A 24,788-nucleotide genomic window follows, 5' to 3' on the forward strand; every position below is an offset into this window, starting at 1 on the left:
ACCCTTCAAACTCAGTGTTTACAATGTGCGACAGCTTCTAAATTATATCAAACCTCTCAACCCTTGTCAATAACTTTTAACTAGAATTTTATGTTTGATTATCGCTCGCTCACTTCGCATTTTAACGACTCGCTCACAAGCGACTTGATTATCTTACTATACTATTCACACTTCGTCAATCTTTTTTAAGTGTTTTTTTCTAATTATTGAAAGTTCCTCTATTCTTAATTTTCTGATAGTTCCTTCACGGCTTCAAACTAGCCGGTTCCTATGAAATTTTATCCATGAAACATCTGCTTATCAACAACACTCAATCTAAGTCCTTCACCTATAAAAAACCCTCTAACATACCGTTAAAGGGCTTAATAATAAAAAACTTTTTATATCTATACAAGTTCAAAGACTTCCTTTGTGGCCACTTCATAAAAGCTATACTGGCTAAAAAAGACACGTTTTGAGATTAAAATTTCATAACCATCCTTTTCATAGATCAATCCTTTACCGTATTGTTTGATAAAATGCCACCCTCTTGAGCGCATTTCAATGTGAAACACCTGATCATTTAAAGAATGAGAGATAAATGAAAGTGTTTTAAATGAAACTTTTTGAACTGGCTTTTTAAAGCACTTCAACTTAAACATTCCGAAAGCGACATCAAAAAACTTTAGTTCATATCCTACTTTTGCAATGATTGCAATTGTCAATACCGTCAAAATGATCTGTTTCATTTTCTTTGTTTGCAGCTTCATATAAACCTCCTTTATGCCATTCATATTTTCACATTAAACATTTTAACATCGCGCTACTTAAGCAATGTTGATAGTGTCATGCGATGTAAGGGTTCGAGTATCGTTCCTGATTTCGGAATATCTGTCACGACATATTGAGAAAACGGCTCGCGTTCTTCCTCTGAAAGCACAGCTAAATACGTCATAACTGCACCACTCTTCATTCGCATCGTTTGCACACCTTTTGTATTCTTTGTCACCTTTTCCGGAACGAGGTCGCTGTTAAACACAACTGCCCTTACCTCGCCTTTACCCGCTTCTCTAATGGCGACAATATCCGTCGCTTCGGGCAGGTAGGCAACACCAACGATCGCAGCTTCATCAGAATACGCCTTGACGAGTTTTTTTCTATTCGTCTTAGTCTGATAAGCCTCTAAAGGTACTTTTGCAACTTTACCATTTTCAAAACCAAAAATCATATGACCTTGGAAAGATTGAGTGACAACTGCATAAATAACGGTTTCATTTTCATCCATGTCTAGTAGGTTCGGCAAAAAAATCCCCAGTGTACTGACCTTTTGATCTTCTATTTCATGAAGTTTCATCTTATAAACATTACATTGGTCTGTAAAGAAGAGGATCTCGTCTCTATTATTCCCCTCAATTTCCTGAATAATCTCATCATCTTCTTTTAACTTATGATCTCCGCTTGATCGTAATGATACAAGCGATACCTTTTTGAGATATTGATGCGCCGATAGAAACACTTTCAAATTATAATCTTCAATAATACGCTCCTCTTCATGGACGACAATTTCTTCTGGATGAACGAGCTGCGTTAATCTTGGCTTGCCATACAGTTTCTGTATCTGCTTTAAGTCGCGTATAATTTGTTTGTTTATTTTCTTGTCATCTTCTACAAGCATTTGAAGCGCTTCAATTTCCTTTTCAAGTGATGTAATCTCATCCAATCGCTTTAAAAGATATTCCCTGTTTAAAAATCTTAATCGAATATCCGCCACATATTCAGCTTGTTCTTGATCAATTCCAAAATGCGTCATCAATCTCGGAACAACTTCCTTTTCAAGTTCTGTTTCTCGAATAATCTTAATCGCCTCATCAATGTCGAGAAGTACACTTTGAAGACCTTTAAGCAAATGAAGCTTCTCACTTAGGCGATTGATATCAAAACGCGCACTTCGGCGAATACAGTTTTGTCGAAAAATAACCCATTCTTTCAAAATGCTTTTTATGCCAAGCACTTGCGGACGCCCATTGATGAGTAAGTTGAGGTTGCATGCAAACGAATCTTCCAGCGGCGTATATTTATAAAGCTTTGCAATCAATGCTTCTGGATCAGTCCCCCGCTTTAAATCCAATGCAATTTTTAAACCCTCCAAGTCGGTTTCATCGCGAACGTCAGAAACTTCCTTAACACGGCCTGCTTTTATGAGTTCAATCACTTTATCAATAATCTGTTCAACAGTTGTCGTATATGGTATCTCTGTGATAATCAACATATTAAGCTTTTTATCGTAAGATACTTTCCCTCTTAGTTTAAAAGAGCCCACGCCAGTTTCATAAATTTTTCGCATATCTGATTGAGTATAGATCAAAGTACCTGCTGTTGGAAAATCAGGTGCAGGCATGATTTCCAAAAGATCCACATCATTGTGCTGCAAATATGAGATGGTCGCTTCGCAAAGCTCATTCAGGTTGAAGCTCGGAAAATTGCTCGCCATTCCAACCGCGATCCCCTTATTAGGGTTTGCCAGAATATTTGGGAATGTTGTTGGCAGCAAATCGGGTTCCAGCATAGAACCATCGTAATTCTCAGAAAAATCAACATTATCTTTGTCAATGTCAGCAAAAATAGTTTCACAGACTTTGTCCAGTTTTACTTCCGTATAACGCGCTGCAGCAAACTTCATATCCCTTGATGTCACTTTGCCAAAGTTGCCCTTCGAATCGATATAAGGCAGCAGTAATGCCTCATTGCCCTTGGTCAAACGCACGAGTGTCGCATAAATCGCCTGATCGCCATGCGGATTGAGTTTCATCGTCTGGCCTACAACATTGGCAGATTTCGTTCGATTGCCATTGAGCAATTTCATTTTATACATCGTGTAAAGTATCTTTCGATGCGAGGGCTTAAAGCCATCGATTTCTGGAATAGCACGCGATACGATAACGCTCATGGCATAAGGCATGTAATTCTTTTCCAGTATTTCTGTTATGGGTTGTTCTACATATAATGTGTCTTTTGACATTGTCACTCATTCACCTCTATTTAACTTAAATCCAACATTTCTAGGTAAGCTTCGCCATTCACTTCAATGAATTGTTTTCGACCTTCCAAATCATCTCCTAGCAACAATTCAAACATTCGCTCTGTTGATAACACATCTTCTGGCGACACTTTAATCAGTTTTCGCGTTTCTGGATTCATGGTTGTCTGCCACATCATATCCGGGTCATTCTCACCAAGGCCTTTAGACCGCTGAATGGTATACTTTTTCTTTAATTGTTGTACAATTTGATTTTTTTCACGTTCATTGTAAGCAAAATATGTCTTTTGATCCGATGTGGTAATTTCAAATAGCGGTGATTCCGCAATATAAATTTTACCCGTCTCGATCAGCGTTGGTACTAATCTGAATATCATGGTTAGCACCAGTGTTCTTATCTGAAAGCCATCGACATCAGCATCAGTACAAATAATGATTTTGTCCCATTTTAAATTGTCTAGGTTGAATGTATCGAGTTCTTTGTTGTGTCGCGTTTTAATCTCAACACCACACCCGAAAACTTTGACGAGATCTATAATAATATCTGACTGAAATATTTTATCATAATCTGCTTTTAGACAGTTTAATATCTTTCCACGGATTGGCATCAAAGCCTGAAAGTCACTATTCCGGGCTAATTTTGTAGCACCAAGTGCCGAATCGCCTTCAAGAATATAAAGCTCTTTGACGTTTGGATCTTTTGATCGACAATCGACAAATTTTTTGACACGATTGGTGACATCAATTTTATTGCCTAGTGTTTTTTTGAGATTGAGTCTTGTCGTCTCAGCTTTCTCTCTCGAACGCTTGTTAACTAAAATCTGATCTACAATCTTAATAGCATCCTCTTTATTTTCAATAAAGAAAATTTCAAGATTCTTTCTAATCATATCTGTTAAAAATTCTTGGATAAACTTATTTGTAATGGCCTTCTTCGTCTGATTTTCATAACTCGTAACCGTTGAAAAGGAGTTCGTTACAATAATCAAACTGTCTTGGATATCGATAAATGAGATTTTCTTCTCATTTTTAACATATTTTGATTCTTGCTTAATAAATTTATCAAGCTCATAGACTAGTGCATTTTTTACTGCTTTGTCCGGCGAACCCCCATGTTCCAGAAAACTTGAGTTATGAAAGTACTCAAGGCAGTTAACCTCGTTGTTAAAAGTAAGTGCCACCTGTGCCTTCACTTTGTATTTCGGCATATCATCACGATCCTGACCCATCCCTGAATCTTCAAAGTAGAGGATAGATGACAGATTTTTCCCTAGGCTGATCTCTTCGACGTAATCTTTAATACCGTTTTCATAGAGATATTCATGCACGACATCTGTCGGTTCATCACGAAAGACAAACTTCACACCCGGATTGACAATAGATTGCTTTTTTAACGTACTTGTGAAAAAATCGATTGGAATGTCAATTTCTTTGAAGACATCTAAATCGGGGCGCCATTTTATGATTGAACCCGTATGCCGATACTTTTTAGGCTCTTTGACAAAACCATTTTCTGCGATTTCGCCTTTTTCAAAATTCAAGCGATATTCAAAACCATCTCGATGAATAATCGCCTCCATGAATTCAGAACTGTACTGCGTTGCACATAAACCGAGGCCATTAAGTCCCAAACTGTATTCATAGATATCAGCGGTGTTGTTTTCATATTTTCCACCTGCATAGAGTTCAGTAAAAATGAGTTCCCAGTTGTAGCGCTGTTCTTTTTTATTAAAGTCGACAGGAATACCTCTCGCGCGGTCAATAACGGTAATCACATTATTAAAATGCCGAATAACCGTTATTTCATTACCGAAGCCTTGTCGCGCTTCATCAATTGCATTTGACAATATCTCAAAAAATGAATGTTGACATCCTTCAAGTCCATCTGAGCCAAAGATGACCGAGGGCCTTTTTCGAACGCGGTCAGCTCCCTTCAAGGCTGTAATACTTTCATTTGTATAATTGCTCTTTTGCATGTTTTCACCTCTGTATATTTATCTGAAATCTCGCAGGATGTCTAAATGATTTAATCCCTTATGTAGTATTTTAATGTGTTTTAATAATCCCATATATGGTATAAACACATCTTCATACGCGTCTCTCAAGATCACCAATCTTATCATATCAGACTACAACCGGGTTGTGCAAGAGATTTAGAAAAAACAAGAACACTCGTTCTTTTTCGTCAAGTTAATCTTATCCTACAATATATTATTTACGCTTTTACTTTCGCGACGGACACTGCTCAACATAAAGTGTTCGCTCTATTAACGCACCACAACAAAAAAAACCTCGCTTCCGCGAGGCTCTATCAGTCATAATCAAACATCTGCAATATTTCTATTTCAAGGTGCTTGCGCAGGTCATAATATGTTTCGTCTACTCTGACGAGGGGTCTTGCCGGGTCATCTTTATAAGTCATCACAATTTCGCCGCAAAGATCATTGGTTAATTTAACACGATGACCAATAAAAAAAGGTGCTATATTGGTCAAGAACGTTTTGGCAATCGAAAAGTTCAAGGTATGATAACACTTTTCAAGAATGTAACTGGCAACTTCAAAAGGATGAAAAGCTGGTTTATAAACACGATCAGCTGTCATTGCACAATAGACATCTGAGACGGCAACAATACTCGCGATCATATTGATATCTTTTCCCTTGATTCCATGAGGATAGCCACTGCCATCCATGCGCTCATGGTGCTGTAAAACACCAAGCATTACATTTTCATTAATGTTTGGGATATCTTTGATAAGCACATAGCCCAATGTCGCATGTGTTTTAATAACTTTGAACTCCTCTGGGGTCAGCGGCCCCGGCTTATTCAAAATTTCATCAGGAATATTGCATTTCCCAATATCATGAAGCAGCCCGCTCAATGATGCATCTTTTACAATATTAGCAGGATATCCACACCATTTGGCTAATAGCCCTGCAATCATGGAAACGCGCACAGAATGATCAAATGTATAATCATCATAAGCCTGTATCTGCCACATTTTGCTAGTAATGTGCTCATCGTTCAAGATCGCTTCATAGAGTGGCTCAACGAGGTCTTCAATTTCCTGAAAAACCGGCACACGACCCAGTCTGAAATCATAGTAGATGTTCTTAAACTTGCTGACAGTATTTTGGTACCTTTCCTGCAAGTTATACCTTGGCATATCTTTCTGGTACGTTTTTGGTTTGTCGGCAGTAACTTGCATTTTAGGCTCTTTTGAAGCAGCTGTAGTCTCTACTGCATCTTCTTCAATATGTACGAATATCATATCGGCTCTTTCAATAAAGCGCATATGTGATGCATCCAGTTTTGTTCCTGCACCGATTAATACAGCTCCGGTTTTGCTATAAATATCTTCAGCAAGCACCATACCAACGATCAAGTCTTCTTTTTTTAACTTCGTCATTTTTCCACCTTAGTCAAGTGTCTACTCTAGTAGTATTATATACAAGAATATACAAAATGACCAGTTAATTTTACTTTAAACAGCATCCTCGCGAAGCGGTGTTTTACGATATTCAGAATTAAACGGTTCCAAAAAGGTTACACGATCCGCAGTAATGTCCGTTGTGTAAATCACGTCACCGGCATTATTTTCATAATTTGACGTCGTTACTTTTCCAATCACACTGACCATTGCACCTTTTTGAAGGTATTTACAGCAATTTTCTGCAGTTTTGCCAAAAGCGACAATCCTTGGGAAATCTGCTGTGCTCTTCCCTTCCAACTTCTTTTCTTCTTTTTGAGCTTGACTCATATAGCGATTGATCGCGAGATTAAACTGTGTATATGCTTTTCCATCTTGTGTCCTTTTTAGATCCGGATCATGTACCAATCGACCAATTAAACTAACATTATTCATAAAGCATCCTCCTAAAATATGGTATTTATTATCATATTACCATATTTTTACATTTTGTCAAACACAATTCTCAATTTTGTCTAATTTCCCACCTTATTTCACATACACTTGATTTCGATCCTGTCTCTCAAAAAAATTTTACGTTGCAGTCTTCGTTATCAAATAAAAAAACCGTCCTCTGCATCATCGATAGTGATCTCTGCAAAAAACGGGCTTAATAAACGCTATTAAGTATCACGATTTTAATATCTGGTTAAGGTTCGCAACGACTCCGTCGCTTCCTCTAATACTTGAAGATTTGCTTCTATGACTTGGATTTCTCCGTCACATGCCGAGGTATTCCCTTCATTGTTCAAATTTTGAAATTGATTAAATGCATTGACGGTTTCCAATAGGTGATCTGCAATTGTTTTGGCTAACTGATCGATTTTAAGGCATCGTTCTGTCGTCAAGTTACAATCCGTTTCGTATGTTATATCTTGAATAGTGCCCTGACAGATGATATCGCCATTTACAGTCTGCTGATCTAAGTACATCAACAGATGCTTTTTCTTCTTTTCACCATCAGCGATATCAAATTCTATATGTGATATGCCGACTTTACCAACAGTCTCATCCAAAAAAACGCGTACACGTTCTGCATCGTACGCTGCAATAAATGAAAACAACAGCTTTCGAAACGGCATTGAAATCACATCAATGGCAAAGATATCTTTTAACGTTTCTGAATATTCAGGTGATTCAAATTCATTTTTAAACTCAAAATGTGCAAGACGCGCTAACCGCTCGACTTTCAGCAGTTTTTCAGATTCGCTTCGATAACGATCAAATAGGCGCTCACGTTCTGTAATGTCAACGAGGATGAGTATATTCCCCGTATACCGCCCTTCTTCATCAATGAGCGGAGATGAAATCAACCGCAGCGTCTGATTAAAATCATCTCTCAAAATAGTTGAAAAATGTCTATCTGAGAGAAGTTGACTCAGTATAACTCTAATTTGACCGATTTCATCATCCTCAAAATGCACTTCCATATGGCTTTTTAGGACAGATGTCGTCACACTTTGACGTTCATCCAGATGTAAGAGGTGAAGTGCCGTAGGATTAATGACTTCAATCTTGCCGAGTCTTTTTACGACAATGATCCCAGTTGGAGACTGTTCGATAATGGTATTGAGCAATTGCTTTGAATTTTCAAGCTTATGCTCTACATTGATTTTCTCAGAGACATCCATCACATTGCCAATGGCATACTGTGGTACATTGTGTCGATTGTAACTTTCGCCTACGATTTGCAAAAAACGTATATCCCCATGGCGAATAATTCGACAAACGATATCCAAACGCTCGCCTCGCCAAATCATGTCATAAAATTTTTCTTTAAAATAGAGGCGATCTGCGGGATGCATTTGTTCGAGCAATGCGTCGTAAGCAATTTCTTTTGATATCTTCTTCAGTTTTAGGACGTTGACAAAATTATCGGAAACGAGAAACACATTGCTGCCAATATCAAATTTCCAATGTGCCATATCTGTTATCTTTTCAGATTCAGCCAAGATAAACCGGCTCTCAAGCAGTTCTGATTCCATTTTTTTTATTTCATTGATGCTTTGGTTGACCAATAGTACAAAGGCACTTTCACCTTCACTGACATAGTTCCCTGTACTCCGTGTCCATATCCATTTACCCTTATCGAAAATTCGATAGTCGAAGATATGGCGTTCACTTTTTTCAGAAGTAATAATATCAATGCTCTCACTGACCTTCGCTCGATCTTCTGCATGTATTTGCTCCAGCCACTCGTAATACGTGTATTCACTCCCGACAACTTGGCGGTCCAAAGCAATGGATTGAATAATGGCCACTCTGCGTTCAGGCAGTGCAATTTCGACTATATCATCTTGAAGCGTATTGATAATTTGTTCATACTTATTTTGGGATTCCATAAATCTGCGCCTAAACAGATTGCGTTCAACCATATCGCGAACCAACAGGATCATGTTATGCCCGTTGACACCTTGTATGGCGATTTCAATCACATCCACCGGAATCAGCTGCCCGTCAGCATCTTTCATATTCATTTCAAAGTGAATGGACTGATTGCTTCCCAAACGCTCGGGATGCCTCAGTTCATAATGTTCTTCAAGCAAAAGTGCAATGGGCTTGCCAAAGAGTACATCTCTCTTTTGCGACAGCATTCGCAGCATCATATCGTTAATAAAAATGATTTGCATTTCATCATTAATGACGATAATACCGTCGCGAACATGCGGCATGATATTACGCCCTACTTCTTCGATCTTTAAATACTGCCTCGCCTGTATTGATCGCCGTAGAACAATCCCCACTGCATAACCAAAGGTATCACGTACGATCCGGTAGATATAAAACGGCATGTCACTGCCTATCTTTTGATTGATGTAGCGATCGTCAGCATACGACTTGCGAATATCACTCATCAGCATAAAATCCGTTTCTGTAAGCATATGTGCAAATGCCGCAAAAAGATCTGCATCCATTTCTTTTTCCATGAGATTGACACCTATAAAATATGGTTTTTCTGCAATAAGATCATAATAGACGTCCTCTAAAAGCGGCATCCCTTCAATTTCAAATACCAGTGAATGCATGGCATTTAGTCTCGTTTTTAACCTAACTTGCGCTGTCTGATCTCTCATTTCTACAATATAGGACAAATGCTTCGCATGCTGATGCTGATGCATTTTTGCTTCTATGTAATGGGTTTGCCCACCGATGTAAACCGCACGTGTTAACGTTATTTCGGGTTCATTAGAATGTTCTAGGTCCTTCTTCATGCTATCCAGCATCATAAAAGTCTCAAGCGATACATCCATTAGTTCATTACGGCCAAATGCAGCTTCTTCTTGTGCCATAAAGAGTTGCTTCGCCCCCGCATTAACCAATTCTGTTTCCATATTGGAATCAAAACACATGACTGCGTATTGCACAGTATCACAGAGCTGTACATAAGCTTCAAGTTCGGCTTCCAGTGCTATTTCCTTGAGTTTGCTGTCACTAATGTCATTGATATGGATCCGAATTCTACTATTATCAATCGTCGTCAATGAAATTCTAAAATAATGCGTCTCATTTTCAAAACCTTTGAGCTCAATAATGCGATTGCCGCGATTATACCTTGAAATCATTTCATGAAGCGTAATATAGCGGCTGTATGTATGAATAAACTGATTAAATGCTTCATTGGAAGCAATAACATTTAAATCACTGACATTGATAATCGCAATACCTTCTTCAACATTTTCAATGACATCTGAAAGAAGCTGAACCTGGTAATCAACAATATGATTTGTCGGGGTTTTTCCGTTAAACAGCACGTGAAGCACTGTAATAATAATGTATAACAGAATAAAAATAAGGATTACTTCTGAAAAAAGATCAACGGGTGCATTTGTCGATAGTCGCCGAATATCCACCGATGCCATCGCAAAAAGAGCCATAAAGATAAATACATTCCTTAGGCTCTTATTTTTGACTGATTCATAAATGATTTGCAGGATGATATAAAGAACGAGCCCGAGTTTTATGAAAAGAACGAGTTTCGTCATTTTACCTCCTTAGTTGGTTTAAAGCTCAATCGTTTTCGTAATAAACAGTGTCAAGTTATCCATCAAGTTCACAATATCGCCTTTTTTATTATTGACGATCAGTTGTACCAGCGGACGAGTTTGCGCCTCTCGGTTCTCTTTTATGACAATGCCAATCGTACCATTTGACAGTTCAACAATTGTCCCTGGCGGGTAGATATTGACCACCTTAAGCAAATGATAATAGATTTCACGGTCCAATTGGTAAATCGCTTCAGCTCTTAAAATTTCAAGGGCTTCATCGACATTTAATTTTTCTCGATATGCACGGTTAGAGACAAGTGCATTAAAAATATCACACATCGTCACAATACGTACATGTACCGGGATTTCATCAGCCGTCAACCGCATTGGGTAGCCATTGCCATCCAGCTTTTCGTGATGCAGCAGTATAATTTGCCGAGATATTGGCGAAATGCTGATCGATTCTTTTAAAATATCATAACCAAAGCGCGCATGTTCTTTTACAAGCTTCATTTCCTCATCGGAAAGCGGCGTGATCTTATTCAGCACTTCATTTGGGATTTTCATTTTCCCAATATCGTGCAGCATGGCACCGACGCCAATTTTTTGTATAAACTGGTGATTGAGCCCGAGACTTTTCGCCACGAGCATTGAAAGTACGGCAACTTCGGCAGAGTGGTTATAGGTATACATATCTGTTCCCATCAATTCTGCCATGACATAAAGCGTATCCCGATGCGAAAAGACAATCTCCATCATCTCATCAATAATGTCTTTAATTTGATCGACCTGCATGGCATCAAATCCCACGCTCTTTTTCCCGGTCGCCTGTTTAAAGACATTTTGAATAACATTGACTGATTTAAGTTTCAACTCTTGGGAGACGACGTTCTCAGGCTCTATGCCTTCAGAAATTTCATCCTCGATGTAGATACATTGAATGCTCGCTTGTTTTAATCGGTCAATGTAGTTCTGCGTCAATGCAACATTTCGAGCTAGAAGCAACTGACACTTGTCGTCATAAACCGATTTGCCCAACACTTCTCCAACGGCGATGCGTTCAATACTTTTTAACCTCAAAACAACCTCCACTGATGCAGCGATTACCGCATATAATATTCAATACAATCATTATAACCTCATTGTACTAAAAATAACAGAAAAAAAGAAGAAGGTACACGCGTACCTTCTTGAAAATCACAGGATGCGTTTACTGTAATTTTAATCTTTTGATAATTTGAATATACTGATTGATTTCCGCTTCTTGGACATTCACACCATAGATGAGTGAGAAGACGAGGCGATAATCCTGGAAGTCAAACTTGCTGTTTTCGACAAAAATCTTGACTTTTATGACGGCATCATCATCATCGGTTGCAATTGGCAACTCTTTGATCAACAGCTCTGTATTTTTATTATTGCCATCAATTTCCTGAAGCACGACATTTTCAACATCAAGCCCTCTTACTTCCTCAATGGATACAATATAGAAGTTTTCATTGTTTTCAAGTTCAACTAAACTCCCATTCTCCATGTAACGAAGCATCAATTGAATATTTACATTCTCAAACGAAACATCTTTTGATGGCTTAATATAGAGCTCAACATCGCCGTACCCGGCTCCTTCTAAAATATTGGTTGAACGCGTCTTGAAGCCAACAATACCGTTCCGTGCATCTTCATCTTCCGTGTTATCTGTAAAGACTAGATACCCAACAACAATTTTTTCTTCTAAAAGCTTCTCAATACCATTAAAGCGCTCGTTTTCAGCGTAGATGCCATTCTCATCAGCATCACTATACACATCTGTAATCAGTTTGACCAAATCTATTACGTGCGGCTGATTTGTGGTATAAATTTTAAGTCCCTTAGCAAAATGCATCGTTAGCGACATACTATAGACACCTGGTTCAAAGACATTTCCCGCACCAAGATCTACCGTTAGGGTTCGATTAACTGTATCAAAAACAATCCCTTCCGAGACAATTACATTGCCGTCTACATCACGAATTACAGCATCTACATCACCCTCTTCATTGAGCAAGCTATATGATCCGCCAGCGATTTGTGATGTAAAACCTGAATCATCAAATACTAGGGTCATGCGTGTTGTCGGTTCATCTAAGTTGTAATTAATTGTTATGGTTTTGTTAGCATCACCCATGTTGTTAAAGACTGTCTGATTATTTTCAAGATTTTTTTCAACGATTAACCCGATATCACCAACAACTTGAACATCTGTAATAATATCTTGGTAGAGTTTTAGCGAAATATCAACAGGATTTTTTGCACCGCTTAATGCTATATTCGCTAATATATAGTTTTCAGTTAAGTTCCTTTTAATTGTTTCTACAGTACCATCATCATATGTTACGATGATTTCTGCATCTTTATAGCCATCTAAATTGTATCTGACCGTATAGACCTTTGTACCGCCATCAAGGTCAACAATGACATTTTCGCCACCAACTGTTTCGACTTCAATTTCATCTGATGCACCCTCTATTGTAAGCAGCGCACCGTCAACCGGACGGTTAAATCGATCCATTGCTGAAACAATCATTTGTCCTTGTTCAACAGTCAACTTCATTGGTCCCGCTTTTACCTTTTCAGCAGGTGTTCCATAATTGTCATATTGAAGCTCAATAGAGGCATTTATGGTGCCTTCTGAGCCATTAAAGTACGGCGTAAACTCAAGTGGTCGCGTATAGTCAGATACAGCTTTTGTGTAAACATAAGAATCACCCACAAGTGATGGGCCAGACCATCCTACAACATTGTAATCACTGGTCACAGCATCAAGTTCAGCTTTAGGAATGATAACCGATGCAATGATATCGCTAAAAGACGCATCGCCCGCCTCGGTCTTTTTCATTTCAATGCTCAACGTACTGCTGTCGCCGATCAATGGATTTTGATCACTCCACTCAGTATCTTGTGATATTGCTAATCCAACACGGCTTATGTTGCTAATATTGTGAATAGTTTCCACTGTTTTAGCACCGTTTTGATCAGATGCAACAACAATAATATTAAATAAATCATACGCATCAAGATCACGCTTATCTGCATTAACTGATAAGTACTGATCATTGTCAACATCATAATAGGTTGCAGCAAGTACATCTCCAACACCATCCATATCCGTATCAAAATAGATACTGACAGTTGACGTCGTATCTTTTAAATCGAGATCCGACACAGTCACACCAAAGCGGATCGATTCATCAGTCTTGTAGTAGACTGCACCATCAACAATATTATCAATCACAATAGCAGGTGCATGATTGGCTGTTTTAGACGCTTTGATCATTGTATTCACAAAGAGTTCGTTTTCATCATTATACGTTTTAGGGCTTGCATGACCTGTTCCCGAATACGTAATATTACCAATTGAATAAACGTAATAATCATTTTGAGCGTCATTGCCATCATAACTACCACCCGTCAGATTATGCCATACCACCAGGTCTTCATTTTCCATATCTAACTGGAAGTACTGGAAGTGAGTCGTTGAAATATCAAGTGTATTACCCAGAATATACGGGAACAATGTAATTTGACCCTCATTCACTTCAACTGCACTGTTTGTAGTTTTTAATCCTTGATTATACCGATCAATTGCCCGATTAGAATAGCCTACCGTAAAGTAAGAGCGCCCATTGATTGTCGTATACGGCAGCATCGTATCATTTGAGGCTTCCTGATTGTTATTAATGTAATCCTTTGCATAGGTATTTTGGCCAAATTGATCCCTAAACCGTTCTGTGAAATCCATATTAGTCGTACCCATATGATTGAGTTTAAACCACAACTGGTCATGCGTCGTTAGCAAGCTCTGTCCTGAGTCAACAAATGACTGAATGCGATCCATCGCCGCGTCACTAAGCAGAAGTGAGGTCGAAAGTGAATCTGCAAAACCGAGTACTAACATATCGTAGAGCCCATTTAGTTCAAATGGATTTGCATTATAAGCGTCCACTGACATCTGTGTGATTTCAAGTGTATACAATCCCATAATTTTCTTCAATGCTTGAGGCAATTCCGTCAGTTTATAGCTACCACCATTATTCGGTGTAATCTGCAGCACCTTAATATGTCTTACAGCAACGGCTGCATCTGAGGTGCCTTTAAAGGCTGCATAGCCGATTTCATAGGTTTTCGCACCAACTGTTTGATCCGTTACCTCAATTTTCCAAGGAACAAACCCAATATATTCTTTTGGTAAATTGTAACGCATCAATACATTTTCGAAGTTCTCTGAATACAGCGCGGTTTCAGCTACTGACTCACCATCTACCGTACTAAAAATACCATCACCATTGAAGTCCAAATAGAGTTCTGCATTGTACTGATGATCGGCGATATAATCTTCAAGTTTAAAGTTAAATGACATATATCGATCTTCTGGCGCCGTCATATATTGACCGGTTCCATTGCTGCCAATGAATGATAACGGATTATCAAGCACCGTTAGCGTTGGTTTAATCACATAAGCCTCTCCGTTGTAGTCATTTAAAAGGTTCACGACGCGATCATTCGTCACGCTACTATAAACTTTGACATTTGTTTGATGGTTATCTTCAAAGTTTGATTTAAGCAGTGTAGCTTTTGAACTACTAAAGATACTGCCATCAAACAGTACCAATTGATCTGCCTCTATAAAAGCTTTCAGCTCATCCGCTTTCAACTGCGTAATATCATTTGGCGAATAGTACTCGCCGATACCGCCATATGTTGAAAAACTCTTTGTTCTGCCATCATATACATCAAGATAACCAGTATATTTTAAATCAGAATCTTGAGCCGGGTAATACTTATCTTCATGATTATTTTCACTGCCACTGTTATCTTGCCCAATATAAATGATATCATAAGCACCATTCAACTGCGTTCTATCTGCAATAAATAGACTCATTGGCATTTGTGTCAGTTCTACATCTGTTCGAAGTTCATTCTCTAAATAGCGCTTATTCAAAACGTAGTTAGCAGAAGGCTGTACTTCCAAAATATTAAGCTTTGCCGGCAAAGCCATCGTATCAATTGTCTCTGCTCGATAAATCGAATCCCCTGTAGGCGTCACAGCAGTATCTACACTTGATGAAACAACTGATACACTGCCATTGGTTGCATTCACTTTTACCCAGCGATAGAACTCATAACCGCTAATCGTTTCGTATGATAAAGACAGCGCACTGCCTTTGCGCACATAAGACGTCGTCTGATTAATCACAGCTTCATTTGTTATATCATAAGTTTGAAGCTGAATGGCGTAAACGCGTTCAACAACCGCTCGATAAGTTGCTCCATCCCTCGGTATTTCAGAATACGATGCATTATCACTCAATGTTGTTGTCACACCATCCAATGTACGCTCCCATCTTAAAAAGCGATAACCATCAACTGGCGTGTATTCAAAATTATAACTAGTATTTGCCGCAACACTCTGATTCACTGTACTCAAAGCGGTACCACTGACATCGTCATAGGTTTCAACCGTATATGCCGACTGTTCCCCCGCACCGCCATTTAGTACCCACCAAACAGCATCTGCTATTAAATACAGCGATTCATCAGATAGATAATGACTGTAGTTTGTCGTTCCGTAAGTTCCGGCAACGCGATACTGATTGCTCAAGCTGCTATTATTTGGTTCATAGCCATAGATCAACGGGTATGTACGATAAGAATCTCCAGGAATTTCTTCTGTTGTCGTACTGACGATCGCTCCGTTTTTCAGACCTGAAACCGCTTGGTAATCTACAGACCAGCCATAGCCGTAATAAAGAAACCAATACCAGTACATGTCCTCATATTGATATAAATAATTTAATTTAGTAAAATTTGAGTCACTGATGACATTTTCAGAAAATTCACGATGTCCATCTACTTTCATTACTTTGACGGCATCTGCATTACGCTGATAATAATATCCATCCAAATTGACATCAACAACATTATTTGCCAAACCAAATTCTTTTGCTAAGGCATTCTCCACAACCGTTGGATAATCAAATGCTTTTAATTTTGCAAGCACATCTGGGTTTACTTGATTATGCTCAATATTGTAGAGCACAGACGCCGCAATATAAATTGCACTATAATCCTTCTTTGTGAAATCATTCATAGAGAAATTTTTAATTTCCTTGTGATAGACTTTAACATCCACATCATCGACAAAATATTTATCAATATCCGTAGCCAATTGTGCATCGGCACTATTGCCATTAACCCCGGATAAATAGAGAATATTTAGTCTTGTATTGCCATAGGCATTACCGTTGCCATTGCCATTACCTGCCGCTACAATGGGGAATGATGTCATCAACATTGTAATAATTAGAAACAACATCAAAATTTTCTTAGTCATGCGTTGCACCTCCTATCTGTCATTCATACATTTTCTCTTTCCATTTAACAATTCTAAACCGTTCTAATCCAGTAAACATGCCTGAAGTATATCTTGATAAACTAAAGTACGTTTCCGGCCCCTTTTCAAATGGTTTAAAAAATGATTTAACTGGTGTATACAGGTTAATGACTTTTGCAATAACCGCTTCATCATAAACAATATCAGAAGCGGCTCCCGTATGATTAATTGCCACATTACCTGTTGCAATCATCGTACCGCGAAAATCGAACCCTCCATTTATATTAATCGTTATATCTCCGTCAGCGTATACAATACCACTAAAGTTTCGCTGTACATTCAAAGTCAAATGCGTCGAACCCGCATCGCTGTCGCTGATGATAACGGCATTGGCATTATTGCTGTCAATGGTTATAACTGGATTTAAGCTTGTTAAATAATTTACTTTCTGATCGTCCGAATCCGGCAAATCTGGTGAATACCCCGATTTTATCGCATTGATGTCAACACAAGCTGCTATTGGTTTGTAGGCAATTGTATTTTCAACATCCGTTGACAAGTCCAAGCTATCTATATTAAAACCAAACGCCATTGTCTTCAGTAAAAACCAGTTTCTCATTAGTTGCTTGTAATTGCTAAAATCCTCTTTCATATCTGTTTTAACAGCTGTGATAGCAGAGGCATATGACGTATACCCCCCCACTGTTTTTGAGTGGCCAATTAGCAAACCCGTCGTATTAATTAACGCTGATGAAGCGTCCAGATCAGCAGCGCTATAATTGATATCGATTCCCGTATAAACATTATTCTCAATACGCTCTTGAATTGTTTCTGTATTAAACGAACCACTCTTTGGCGCATCAAGCATTGCATCTATTTTTACGGCAGAATCATAGTTGCTGTACAGATTTGGATTCAACATAAAATTGACATCTACTTCACCGCCATCAACCGTCGATACATATGTGTATTTCCTTAAATCAGCAACGGTTTCTGTACCAATATTGCTATCGTATATTTCAGAAAAAATGCGGCTATCATTGCCAGTGATGGACTCCAAAGTTTGGTAATAATAAGGCGCGCCTACCGTTGCATCATCCAACTTATCAAAACCAATAAACGCCACTCCCGGCATAAAAGCTTTGGTCATTGTAATCTTGCCGCCTTCTTCAATACTGTTATTAATAAGCGTACTGCTACTATTGGGATCAGCCAGTGTTGATTCGTCTAAAAGGCCAATAATATTCTGATGAACTGTCATCTCAGCATCGCCGCTTGTACTCTTAGAAGCTTCCATTGCCAGGTCGCCATATTGCCATGTATTTTCTGCTTCGAGTTTGACACCCTTTGATGCCCTTCCCGTTATATCCTCAAGTGCTTTAATCTCTTTTGCATAGATATTGCCACCAGAGGCATCACGGTTAAAAAACCAGAAGTAATTGCTTTTGTCTGACGGATAACTCTCTTGCTCGTCCTTCGTTACGCTATTCGTATTATCAGCTGTACCAGCATACCCTTCCATAAAAAAGTCAGTCTCTGTACTGCCAACATCATAGGTATTGCGTTTATAAGCCGTTACATAACTGCCATTATTGGGCTTGACCTCTAAAACCGTATCAACTCCGTAAAGATTAAGAACGCCTCTGGTATAGACGTTGCCATAAACCGCATGCTCCCCGGATTCTATCTTGATACCCTTATTATTGGTATAATTCACACCATCATCAGAAGCTTCACTGTATAAACTACCATAAATATCAAAATCACCATTGATGATAATATCACCGCCTGCTGTAATCGCATTGGTCCACACGGGATTGGTATTAAAAACCTTGTTCTGAACTTCTAAAACGGGTTCGTACTGCGGGTCGATAACGCGTACCGCATAATCAATCGCTTGAGCGCCAGCTCCCAGTGATGACACTGTCTGAACCGTTTTTGACAGTGTCAATGTCGGCTGGTAGAGATCATCAACATAAGCGCCGTTGAAGCCTAAGGTGCCGATATCAGCATCGTAGCCATATGCTGCACTTAACAGTGCCCTTGCCGTCACAAAATACAATTCATTAAATGACGTTTCTGTAAACTGCTTTTCGAGTGAAGCCAATGAATGGCTGTCAGCATCTTCTACGAGTGGATCATATACCAATGCAACTTCATTCAGATACTTCTGATAAAAATACATTTGAAATGTATCACCATAAGCATCGCCATTAAAGTAGGTCGCTTGATTTTTCAACCCCTCATCCCCGTGTTTTGTCAGGTTTTGAAAAAGAAGTGTCTGATTAGAAAAACTACCGTCATTTTCTTCTCTCTGATAGGCAATGCCTACCTGAAATGATGCATTCGGTACTTCTTCATAAGTTCTGTTCGAAAAAAAATGTGTTGTAAACTGTTCGACTGCTTTCAAATTTTCATCTATTTTAAAAAGGGATGCTTCAGCATCAGAATCGAGTTTGTAATAATCTGATGACCATGTCGTTTGGTCTCCAGCAAGCTTCAGGTGCGATACAGCGCCAAGCATTAACGTCGTTCCCAAAACCATGACGATCATAATGATCACAACTGCCAATACCAGCGTTGATCCCTGTTCACTTTTAAAGTTGAACCTTTTCACTCTACGCCTCCGTATTTACTGCCGGTATACACGCCGATGGTTTCGCCGCTTTTGCGATCACTCATGGTTACTGTGATGGTATAGACGCCGCTTGCCGATGAATCGTATACACCATAATCTGTCAAATTCACATTCCCTTCAGTATCTATTGCACTTTCGTTGTCTGCATTTCTATAAACAGCCACACGCAATATGTCATCTCTAATTTCATCATATGCCAACGAAGATTCAGCCGTTGATAAATCGTTTTGAATATTAACACTGCCAAGACCACTGCCCGTTAAATTTAGCGTCAGTGTCAACGTCGATACATCTTCTACTGGAATTGCCATCGTCTGATTCGGTAGACCGGATGCCAAAAGCGTATAGGTTGTTCCTGCATCATCAACTATTAATTGAATCGTGCCGGATGTATCAAACGTGACATCAAAATCACCGGAAACAGCTCCTACACCTGTTGTTACCTGACTTGGATAAGCAATGGCAATATCCATTTGATATCGCGCTTCACCTGCTGTTGCAACATATGACCAATTACTGTCAAAGTAAGCGCGCAAGTTTTCTGCATTTGTTACAATCTCTCTCGTTACCCAAGTTCCGTTGTTAATGGTATTAAAGTAATCATCCAGCGTACCAATGTATTTAAACTGTTCAACCATTTGGTTGCCAATGGTTAGTGCTTGATTTTTTTCTGATGCAATCGTCTCACCTGTTGCAGAGATTACAAAAAATTTCATTAAGATCCCGGATAAAAGGCCCAAAATAGCAATGGTTATAATCAGTTCAACCAGTGAAAACCCGTATTCGCTGCCGAATCGTCTCATGGTATTACCTGTACCTTCCCAGTTAAAGAATCAATCACAAATCGAGGTTTTTCAACATCTTCATTCGCAATTGTAATATTCAACGGCAAATTGGTATTATTGACAATCGTCGCACGAATCCCCACCTGATCAGAAACTTCTTTTCTTGCCGATGAATAAACATTTAATACGATACGATCGCTGTTCGAAGGGGTAAACGTTCCCGAAAATCGATTGCCGCTTAATTCGTAAACATAATTTAACGTATCGCCATCTCCGCTTACACGAAGTGTTAATGGTACAACACCATTACTGTAATCGTATAAAATGCTGTTATCTGCACCGCGTTTCATCATGTCTATTTTTTCGCCATTTACCATGTAGTTATTGATAATCAGCGCAAAATCACCATTGTCATTGGCAGCCGCTTCTAAGTCAGCCTCTGTAAGGGTACCGCCGCTTTCTGAAAAGATATTGCCGCTTTGACCAGCTTCTTCAGGGACTGTAATACCAATTTCCCCCTCGGTTGTACGATCGTGATAGCCGACAAAGCGAAGGCTAAAATTGGCTACAATTTGATCTGTACTCGCTACATAACTGCTGTTGGTAATAAAAATCGCCTCTTGATCTTGTTCAATTAAGCTTAAAAACTGCATCAAATGCTGATAATCTGCGGTCACGCTAATGCTGATATCCTGCGAAAGCACCGCAGCATCCATTGCTGCAAGCTGCGTTTTCAAACTGTCATCGCTGGCGCTGTTGACGAGGTCTTCAAGTGTCAAAGGCTGCATTCCCGTTTCTTCAACGGTATCAGATGTTATGCCAAGTTCTTCTTCATATCGCTTTTTAATATCCTCTTCAACCTGCGCGGTGTATTCACTTGCTTTCTCATTTACAGCCTGTTGAATTTTCTCTTCTTCTGTTAACGCCTCTTTATTGGCTTGTGAAGCTGAAGCCTCAATAAGGCCAACATCGGATACATTACCAAAGCTATAGGTCGTAATATTTACTGATGCTGTTTTAGAGAAACCCAATAGCTTCATGAGAATGACATCCTGATTTAGTTCAGACGGAAAGCGTCGCTTCAAAATAACATCATTTTTTTCAAGCTCTGCAATGCGATCATTATAGGCGCTTCGATGACTGATTTCATTGTTTATGACATTCTGTTGTTCAATTTTCTGGTTAAATTGAGCCGTTGCCGCATTTAATCCCAATTGTGCATCTTCAAGGAAGAAATTAAGTGTTATATAAACGATGCCCACGACTGCCAACACCGATAAAAGCGCTCTCTCTTTGAATGTCAAATTACGACGTGCTTTCTTTCTTGCCATGTATACCCCTTATGCCTCTCTATTTTAACGCAACTTGAAGCGTAAATGAAATATTTGCATTCTCTTCCAACATTTCATCAAGATTTTCCACAGCTACAGTATTCGTCTGTGCACTGGTAATGCTATTGACAAAGACACTTTCCACCAGTGATTCATCTTTTAACCTTCTAATTAAATAACCAACACTTTCCACACTATTGGCCGATCCGGAAATATTGATATTACCGTTACTGTCATAAGTACAGCTCATGGCATTAACGCCACTCGGAAATGTATTTCCCAATAACAAGAGAATTTCTGTGTCTAAGTGACCCTTACCGGTTGCATTTAACAATTCATAAGCCGATTGTCTAATTTCCATTTCATTAATCGTTTGCTTAAGATCCATAATTTCATTATATGTTTCAACATCCAGTGTAATGTCATTTACTTCACGCATCATAAGCTGTGCTGCAATTTTATAATACCCAATTGTACTTATGGCAAAGAGCAATGTTAATGCAACGATACCAAATAGCAATTTATGTTTTGTTTTTTCTTTCCTTCGGAGACTCTTTTCGGAATGAAGGCCTTCAAAGAGATTAATGTCTTTCATGAAACCTCCCTGCCTATTTTGCAGCTTTCGAACGTCGCTTAAGCTTTGGCAATTTAATGTCTTTTAATAATGGATTATTGCTTCTTTTAGATGTTTCATGCATTAAACAACCTAAGACATTTAAATATTGACCGTCCTCTTCTATTCGAGATACAGGGATCGCATGCTCTGCCTTTAAGTGTTCGAAAAAGTAATCAAGTTTTGCACCATTACCATAGAGGATAATCGCTTCGATACGTCCCTCTAATTTATTATAGTTGAAAAAATCAAGTGTTTGCCTGATTTCATCTTCTATGCGCAGGCAACTGAGGCGTACATATTTTCGCATATCCTCTTCAGTAATGCCAAAAGCCTCATATTTTCCAAGGCGACATTCCAGCGCCTGTGATTTTTCAAGTCCTAGTTCTCTTTCCAGCATTTCATCAATCATATTGCAGCCACCCGGCACAAAACGATTAAAGAGGATACGCCCGCGACGCGTTAATGTCACGCAGGTAGCGTTTTCACCAAAATCTATGAGTATCGCATTTTCAGCACGGTAGACATCGACGAGTTTCGCCTGATAATACTTTGCTACAGCATTGGGATGAATATCCATATAGCTAGGATCAACATCTAGCAGCTCTGCTAATAAAACATAGGAATCAATTAAATCCTTGGGCATTAACACCAAAATCCCTGATATAGTCTCTTCATTCTGCTCATAAATGCGGTATGACATGGTGTGCGAATCCAAAATCGTACTCAATGTCTCTGTTATTTGAAGCTCTAGCGCACCGCGTATCTCCTCATCACCTTCGAAAAAAGGAATTTGAAACTGCCTAATAATACAGGTGGATGTGTTGACAGATACAGCCAATGACTGCACGCGCCATTTTCTCGCATGGAGCGCTGCCGTTAATGCATCCGCAATAGGTTCCGGATTTGTCAGCCGTCCATCAAAATATGTGCCCAGCGGCGTTTCTATCTCAAAGACTTCCTTGAGTTTATCACCCTGTTGATATGCAATCTTCATATAAGCTTTGCCAATATCCAGCGCTAAAATCTTTTCACTGCTCATCTGTACTCCTAAATATCCGACCTCAATAATATGGTCGTTACGATCGTCTCTGTCAATGATGCTGACACACGGTATCGAACACTGACATCAAAGTATTTTAATACATCTACACCGTCAATATTCTGTGTCGTTTGTTTATCAAATACAATGTCTTCAATATATTTGGATTCGACAATTGGATACCAAGTTGTCGAAGAATTTTCATAGTCATTGGACGAAGTGCCAAAAGCCACTTCCAGCACATCACACCATTCGTCATCAATTTGTTGATTGGTTATACGCATCCACTGGTAAGAATACGGATTGTTTTCAATAATAAAGGCCGTATCTGGGTCATAAATTTGAAGATACGCCGTACTGTCAACGGTTACAAATTGAATGCGTCCGGCTGCATCATGCCGATGTACTTCTGCTACCACATATTGTACCGTTAGATTGGCGTCTTGTGTTGCTTCAATTTCTTGTGAAATACGGCTGTTCTGATTCGCTGAAAAAAACATCAGTCGCGACATCAAACCACCGACAATTCCTAAAATCGCAATAACGATCACCAGTTCTACCAATGTAAAACCATTGCTTCGCTTTTCCACTAATGTGTCTCCTCAATTTCTACCTTACCGAATAAGCCGCTATTGATATAGCGATACGTATAGCCGCCTCGAAAAGCAATATCGAATGTATCATGCAGCGTCGTCATCCAAACTGTCAAGTCAGCATTATCCTCCGCAATTGTCGTTTCAGTTGCATCTGTTGTCTGGCTAATCTGCTTACCATAAAGAACGTAATACTGTTTCAGCCCCATAGTGATTTCATTCTCATAGCCTTCAAGTGAAATATTACTTTCCATTTGCTTAGCTCCTAAAAATATGGGAGCACCAATTAATAGTAGTGTGCTTATAATGGCAATTACAACAATTAGTTCAATCATAGTAAAACCACATTTTGTTAATATTTGTAATTTATTCATACAACTCCACAACCTCATACAGTAGCCCTATTAGAAATAGAGAAAAGAGGCGCGTAGCGCCTCATGACCAATTAATATGTTACTTCGCCAGTATCTACATTAATTGTAGCCGTTCCGTTTGCAGAAACAATTCTCAGATAATTATATGCAGATGTTGCCGTTCCAGTTGAAGCAGGAATTGCAGTATCTGTAGTAAACGTAGAAACAGTATCATAACTTGCACTTGTTAAGCCAGAAATTGCTAATGCATTCCCATCTGTATCTTTATAAGTTAATGTTCCTCCAGAATAATAAATAACATCAACGAGTGGAGGCTTAACTCCATTTTTAGCTGTATAAATTGATATCATGTTATTTAATGCGGTTGCATCACTTTTTAACCTAGCAGTTTTTGCTTCATTTGTGTAATTTCCCAATCTCGGCATCATCATTCCTGCGAGAATACCAATAATTGCGATAACGACGATCAACTCGACGAGTGTAAAGCCTTTGTTATTTTTGCGTTTTTTCATGATTTTGTTAAACATTTTAATGCCCTCCTAAAAAAGTTCCCTTTTCTTCTTATTTTTTA

16 protein-coding genes and 1 pseudogene are annotated in these 24,788 nt (G+C 38.9%); all 17 read right to left on the minus strand.

Translation table 11 applies throughout. The annotated features are described in order from the left end of the window. Positions 1-386: 386 nt before the first annotated feature. Positions 387-749 (minus strand): hypothetical protein, encoded by a 363-nt coding sequence (locus KHM83_RS14405; RefSeq protein WP_213237735.1) that lies wholly within the window; start codon positions 747-749, stop codon positions 387-389. 53 nt (positions 750-802) lie between these two features. Then, on the minus strand, positions 803-2,998 hold the full coding sequence (locus KHM83_RS14410; RefSeq protein WP_213237736.1) for a DNA gyrase/topoisomerase IV subunit A: 2,196 nt from the start codon (positions 2,996-2,998) through the stop codon (positions 803-805). Between the two features lie 20 nt (positions 2,999-3,018). Next, on the minus strand, positions 3,019-4,992 hold the full coding sequence (locus tag KHM83_RS14415; RefSeq protein WP_213237737.1) for a toprim domain-containing protein: 1,974 nt from the start codon (positions 4,990-4,992) through the stop codon (positions 3,019-3,021). A 335-nt stretch (positions 4,993-5,327) separates the two neighbouring features. Next, positions 5,328-6,425, minus strand: coding sequence for an HD-GYP domain-containing protein (locus KHM83_RS14420; RefSeq protein WP_213237738.1), 1,098 nt, complete (start codon positions 6,423-6,425; stop codon positions 5,328-5,330). Positions 6,426-6,500: 75 nt separating this feature from the next. Further along, positions 6,501-6,881 carry a single-stranded DNA-binding protein gene (locus KHM83_RS14425; protein ID WP_213237739.1) on the minus strand — a complete coding sequence of 127 codons (381 nt, stop codon included), beginning with the start codon at positions 6,879-6,881 and terminating at the stop codon, positions 6,501-6,503. A gap of 242 nt (positions 6,882-7,123) precedes the next feature. Then, positions 7,124-10,468: a PAS domain S-box protein gene (locus KHM83_RS14430; RefSeq protein WP_213237740.1), complete on the minus strand. Its 3,345-nt coding sequence runs from the start codon at positions 10,466-10,468 to the stop codon at positions 7,124-7,126. A gap of 18 nt (positions 10,469-10,486) precedes the next feature. Continuing rightward, positions 10,487-11,551, minus strand: coding sequence for an HD-GYP domain-containing protein (locus KHM83_RS14435; protein ID WP_213237741.1), 1,065 nt, complete (start codon positions 11,549-11,551; stop codon positions 10,487-10,489). A 130-nt stretch (positions 11,552-11,681) separates the two neighbouring features. After that, positions 11,682-16,841: a DUF5057 domain-containing protein gene (locus KHM83_RS14440; RefSeq protein WP_213237742.1), complete on the minus strand. Its 5,160-nt coding sequence runs from the start codon at positions 16,839-16,841 to the stop codon at positions 11,682-11,684. 19 nt (positions 16,842-16,860) lie between these two features. Continuing rightward, positions 16,861-19,458 (minus strand): hypothetical protein, encoded by a 2,598-nt coding sequence (locus KHM83_RS14445; RefSeq protein WP_213237743.1) that lies wholly within the window; start codon positions 19,456-19,458, stop codon positions 16,861-16,863. Beyond that, positions 19,455-20,282 carry a type II secretion system protein gene (locus KHM83_RS14450; protein ID WP_213237744.1) on the minus strand — a complete coding sequence of 276 codons (828 nt, stop codon included), beginning with the start codon at positions 20,280-20,282 and terminating at the stop codon, positions 19,455-19,457. Before KHM83_RS14450 ends, KHM83_RS14445 begins: the two co-directional genes overlap by 4 nt. Continuing rightward, entirely contained in the window at positions 20,279-21,595 is a 1,317-nt protein-coding gene (locus tag KHM83_RS14455; protein WP_213237745.1) for a hypothetical protein, read from the minus strand. The genes KHM83_RS14450 and KHM83_RS14455 overlap by 4 nt, the downstream gene beginning before the upstream one ends. Before the next feature lie 19 nt (positions 21,596-21,614). Continuing rightward, the gene (locus tag KHM83_RS14460) at positions 21,615-22,190 is read right to left on the minus strand and encodes a PilN domain-containing protein (RefSeq protein WP_213237746.1); all 576 of its coding nucleotides are present in this window, start codon (positions 22,188-22,190) and stop codon (positions 21,615-21,617) included. Between the two features lie 13 nt (positions 22,191-22,203). After that, the gene (gene pilM, locus KHM83_RS14465; protein ID WP_213237747.1) at positions 22,204-23,250 is read right to left on the minus strand and encodes a pilus assembly protein PilM; all 1,047 of its coding nucleotides are present in this window, start codon (positions 23,248-23,250) and stop codon (positions 22,204-22,206) included. An 8-nt stretch (positions 23,251-23,258) separates the two neighbouring features. Further along, on the minus strand, positions 23,259-23,840 hold the full coding sequence (locus tag KHM83_RS14470; RefSeq protein WP_213237748.1) for a prepilin-type N-terminal cleavage/methylation domain-containing protein: 582 nt from the start codon (positions 23,838-23,840) through the stop codon (positions 23,259-23,261). Continuing rightward, entirely contained in the window at positions 23,840-24,097 is a 258-nt protein-coding gene (locus KHM83_RS14475) for a hypothetical protein (protein WP_246543124.1), read from the minus strand. The genes KHM83_RS14470 and KHM83_RS14475 overlap by 1 nt, the downstream gene beginning before the upstream one ends. 33 nt (positions 24,098-24,130) lie before the next feature. Beyond that, positions 24,131-24,235 (minus strand): annotated as a pseudogene (locus tag KHM83_RS20045) (prepilin-type N-terminal cleavage/methylation domain-containing protein); the annotation flags it as partial. Positions 24,236-24,288: 53 nt separating this feature from the next. After that, positions 24,289-24,744, minus strand: a complete 456-nt coding sequence (locus KHM83_RS14480) for a type II secretion system protein (protein WP_213237750.1) — start codon at positions 24,742-24,744, stop codon at positions 24,289-24,291. Between the last annotated feature and the right edge of the window lie 44 nt (positions 24,745-24,788).

Origin of the sequence: Fusibacter paucivorans (genome assembly GCF_018390735.1) — a bacterium.
GTDB lineage: Bacteria > Bacillota > Clostridia > Peptostreptococcales > Acidaminobacteraceae > Fusibacter > Fusibacter paucivorans.

Excerpts from the sequence above, each read along its gene's own strand:
- KHM83_RS14405 (WP_213237735.1), bottom strand. The coding sequence starts at position 749 with ATGAAGCTGCAAACAAAGAAAATGAAACAGATCATTTTGACGGTATTG.
- KHM83_RS14410 (WP_213237736.1), bottom strand. The coding sequence starts at position 2,998 with ATGTCAAAAGACACATTATATGTAGAACAACCCATAACAGAAATACTG.
- KHM83_RS14415 (WP_213237737.1), bottom strand. The coding sequence starts at position 4,992 with ATGCAAAAGAGCAATTATACAAATGAAAGTATTACAGCCTTGAAGGGA.
- KHM83_RS14420 (WP_213237738.1), bottom strand. The coding sequence starts at position 6,425 with ATGACGAAGTTAAAAAAAGAAGACTTGATCGTTGGTATGGTGCTTGCT.
- KHM83_RS14425 (WP_213237739.1), bottom strand. The coding sequence starts at position 6,881 with ATGAATAATGTTAGTTTAATTGGTCGATTGGTACATGATCCGGATCTA.
- KHM83_RS14430 (WP_213237740.1), bottom strand. The coding sequence starts at position 10,468 with ATGACGAAACTCGTTCTTTTCATAAAACTCGGGCTCGTTCTTTATATC.
- KHM83_RS14440 (WP_213237742.1), bottom strand. The coding sequence starts at position 16,841 with ATGACTAAGAAAATTTTGATGTTGTTTCTAATTATTACAATGTTGATG.
- KHM83_RS14450 (WP_213237744.1), bottom strand. The coding sequence starts at position 20,282 with ATGAGACGATTCGGCAGCGAATACGGGTTTTCACTGGTTGAACTGATT.
- KHM83_RS14455 (WP_213237745.1), bottom strand. The coding sequence starts at position 21,595 with ATGGCAAGAAAGAAAGCACGTCGTAATTTGACATTCAAAGAGAGAGCG.
- KHM83_RS14460 (WP_213237746.1), bottom strand. The coding sequence starts at position 22,190 with ATGAAAGACATTAATCTCTTTGAAGGCCTTCATTCCGAAAAGAGTCTC.
- pilM (WP_213237747.1), bottom strand. The coding sequence starts at position 23,250 with ATGAGCAGTGAAAAGATTTTAGCGCTGGATATTGGCAAAGCTTATATG.
- KHM83_RS14475 (WP_246543124.1), bottom strand. The coding sequence starts at position 24,097 with ATGGAAAGTAATATTTCACTTGAAGGCTATGAGAATGAAATCACTATG.
- KHM83_RS14480 (WP_213237750.1), bottom strand. The coding sequence starts at position 24,744 with ATGTTTAACAAAATCATGAAAAAACGCAAAAATAACAAAGGCTTTACA.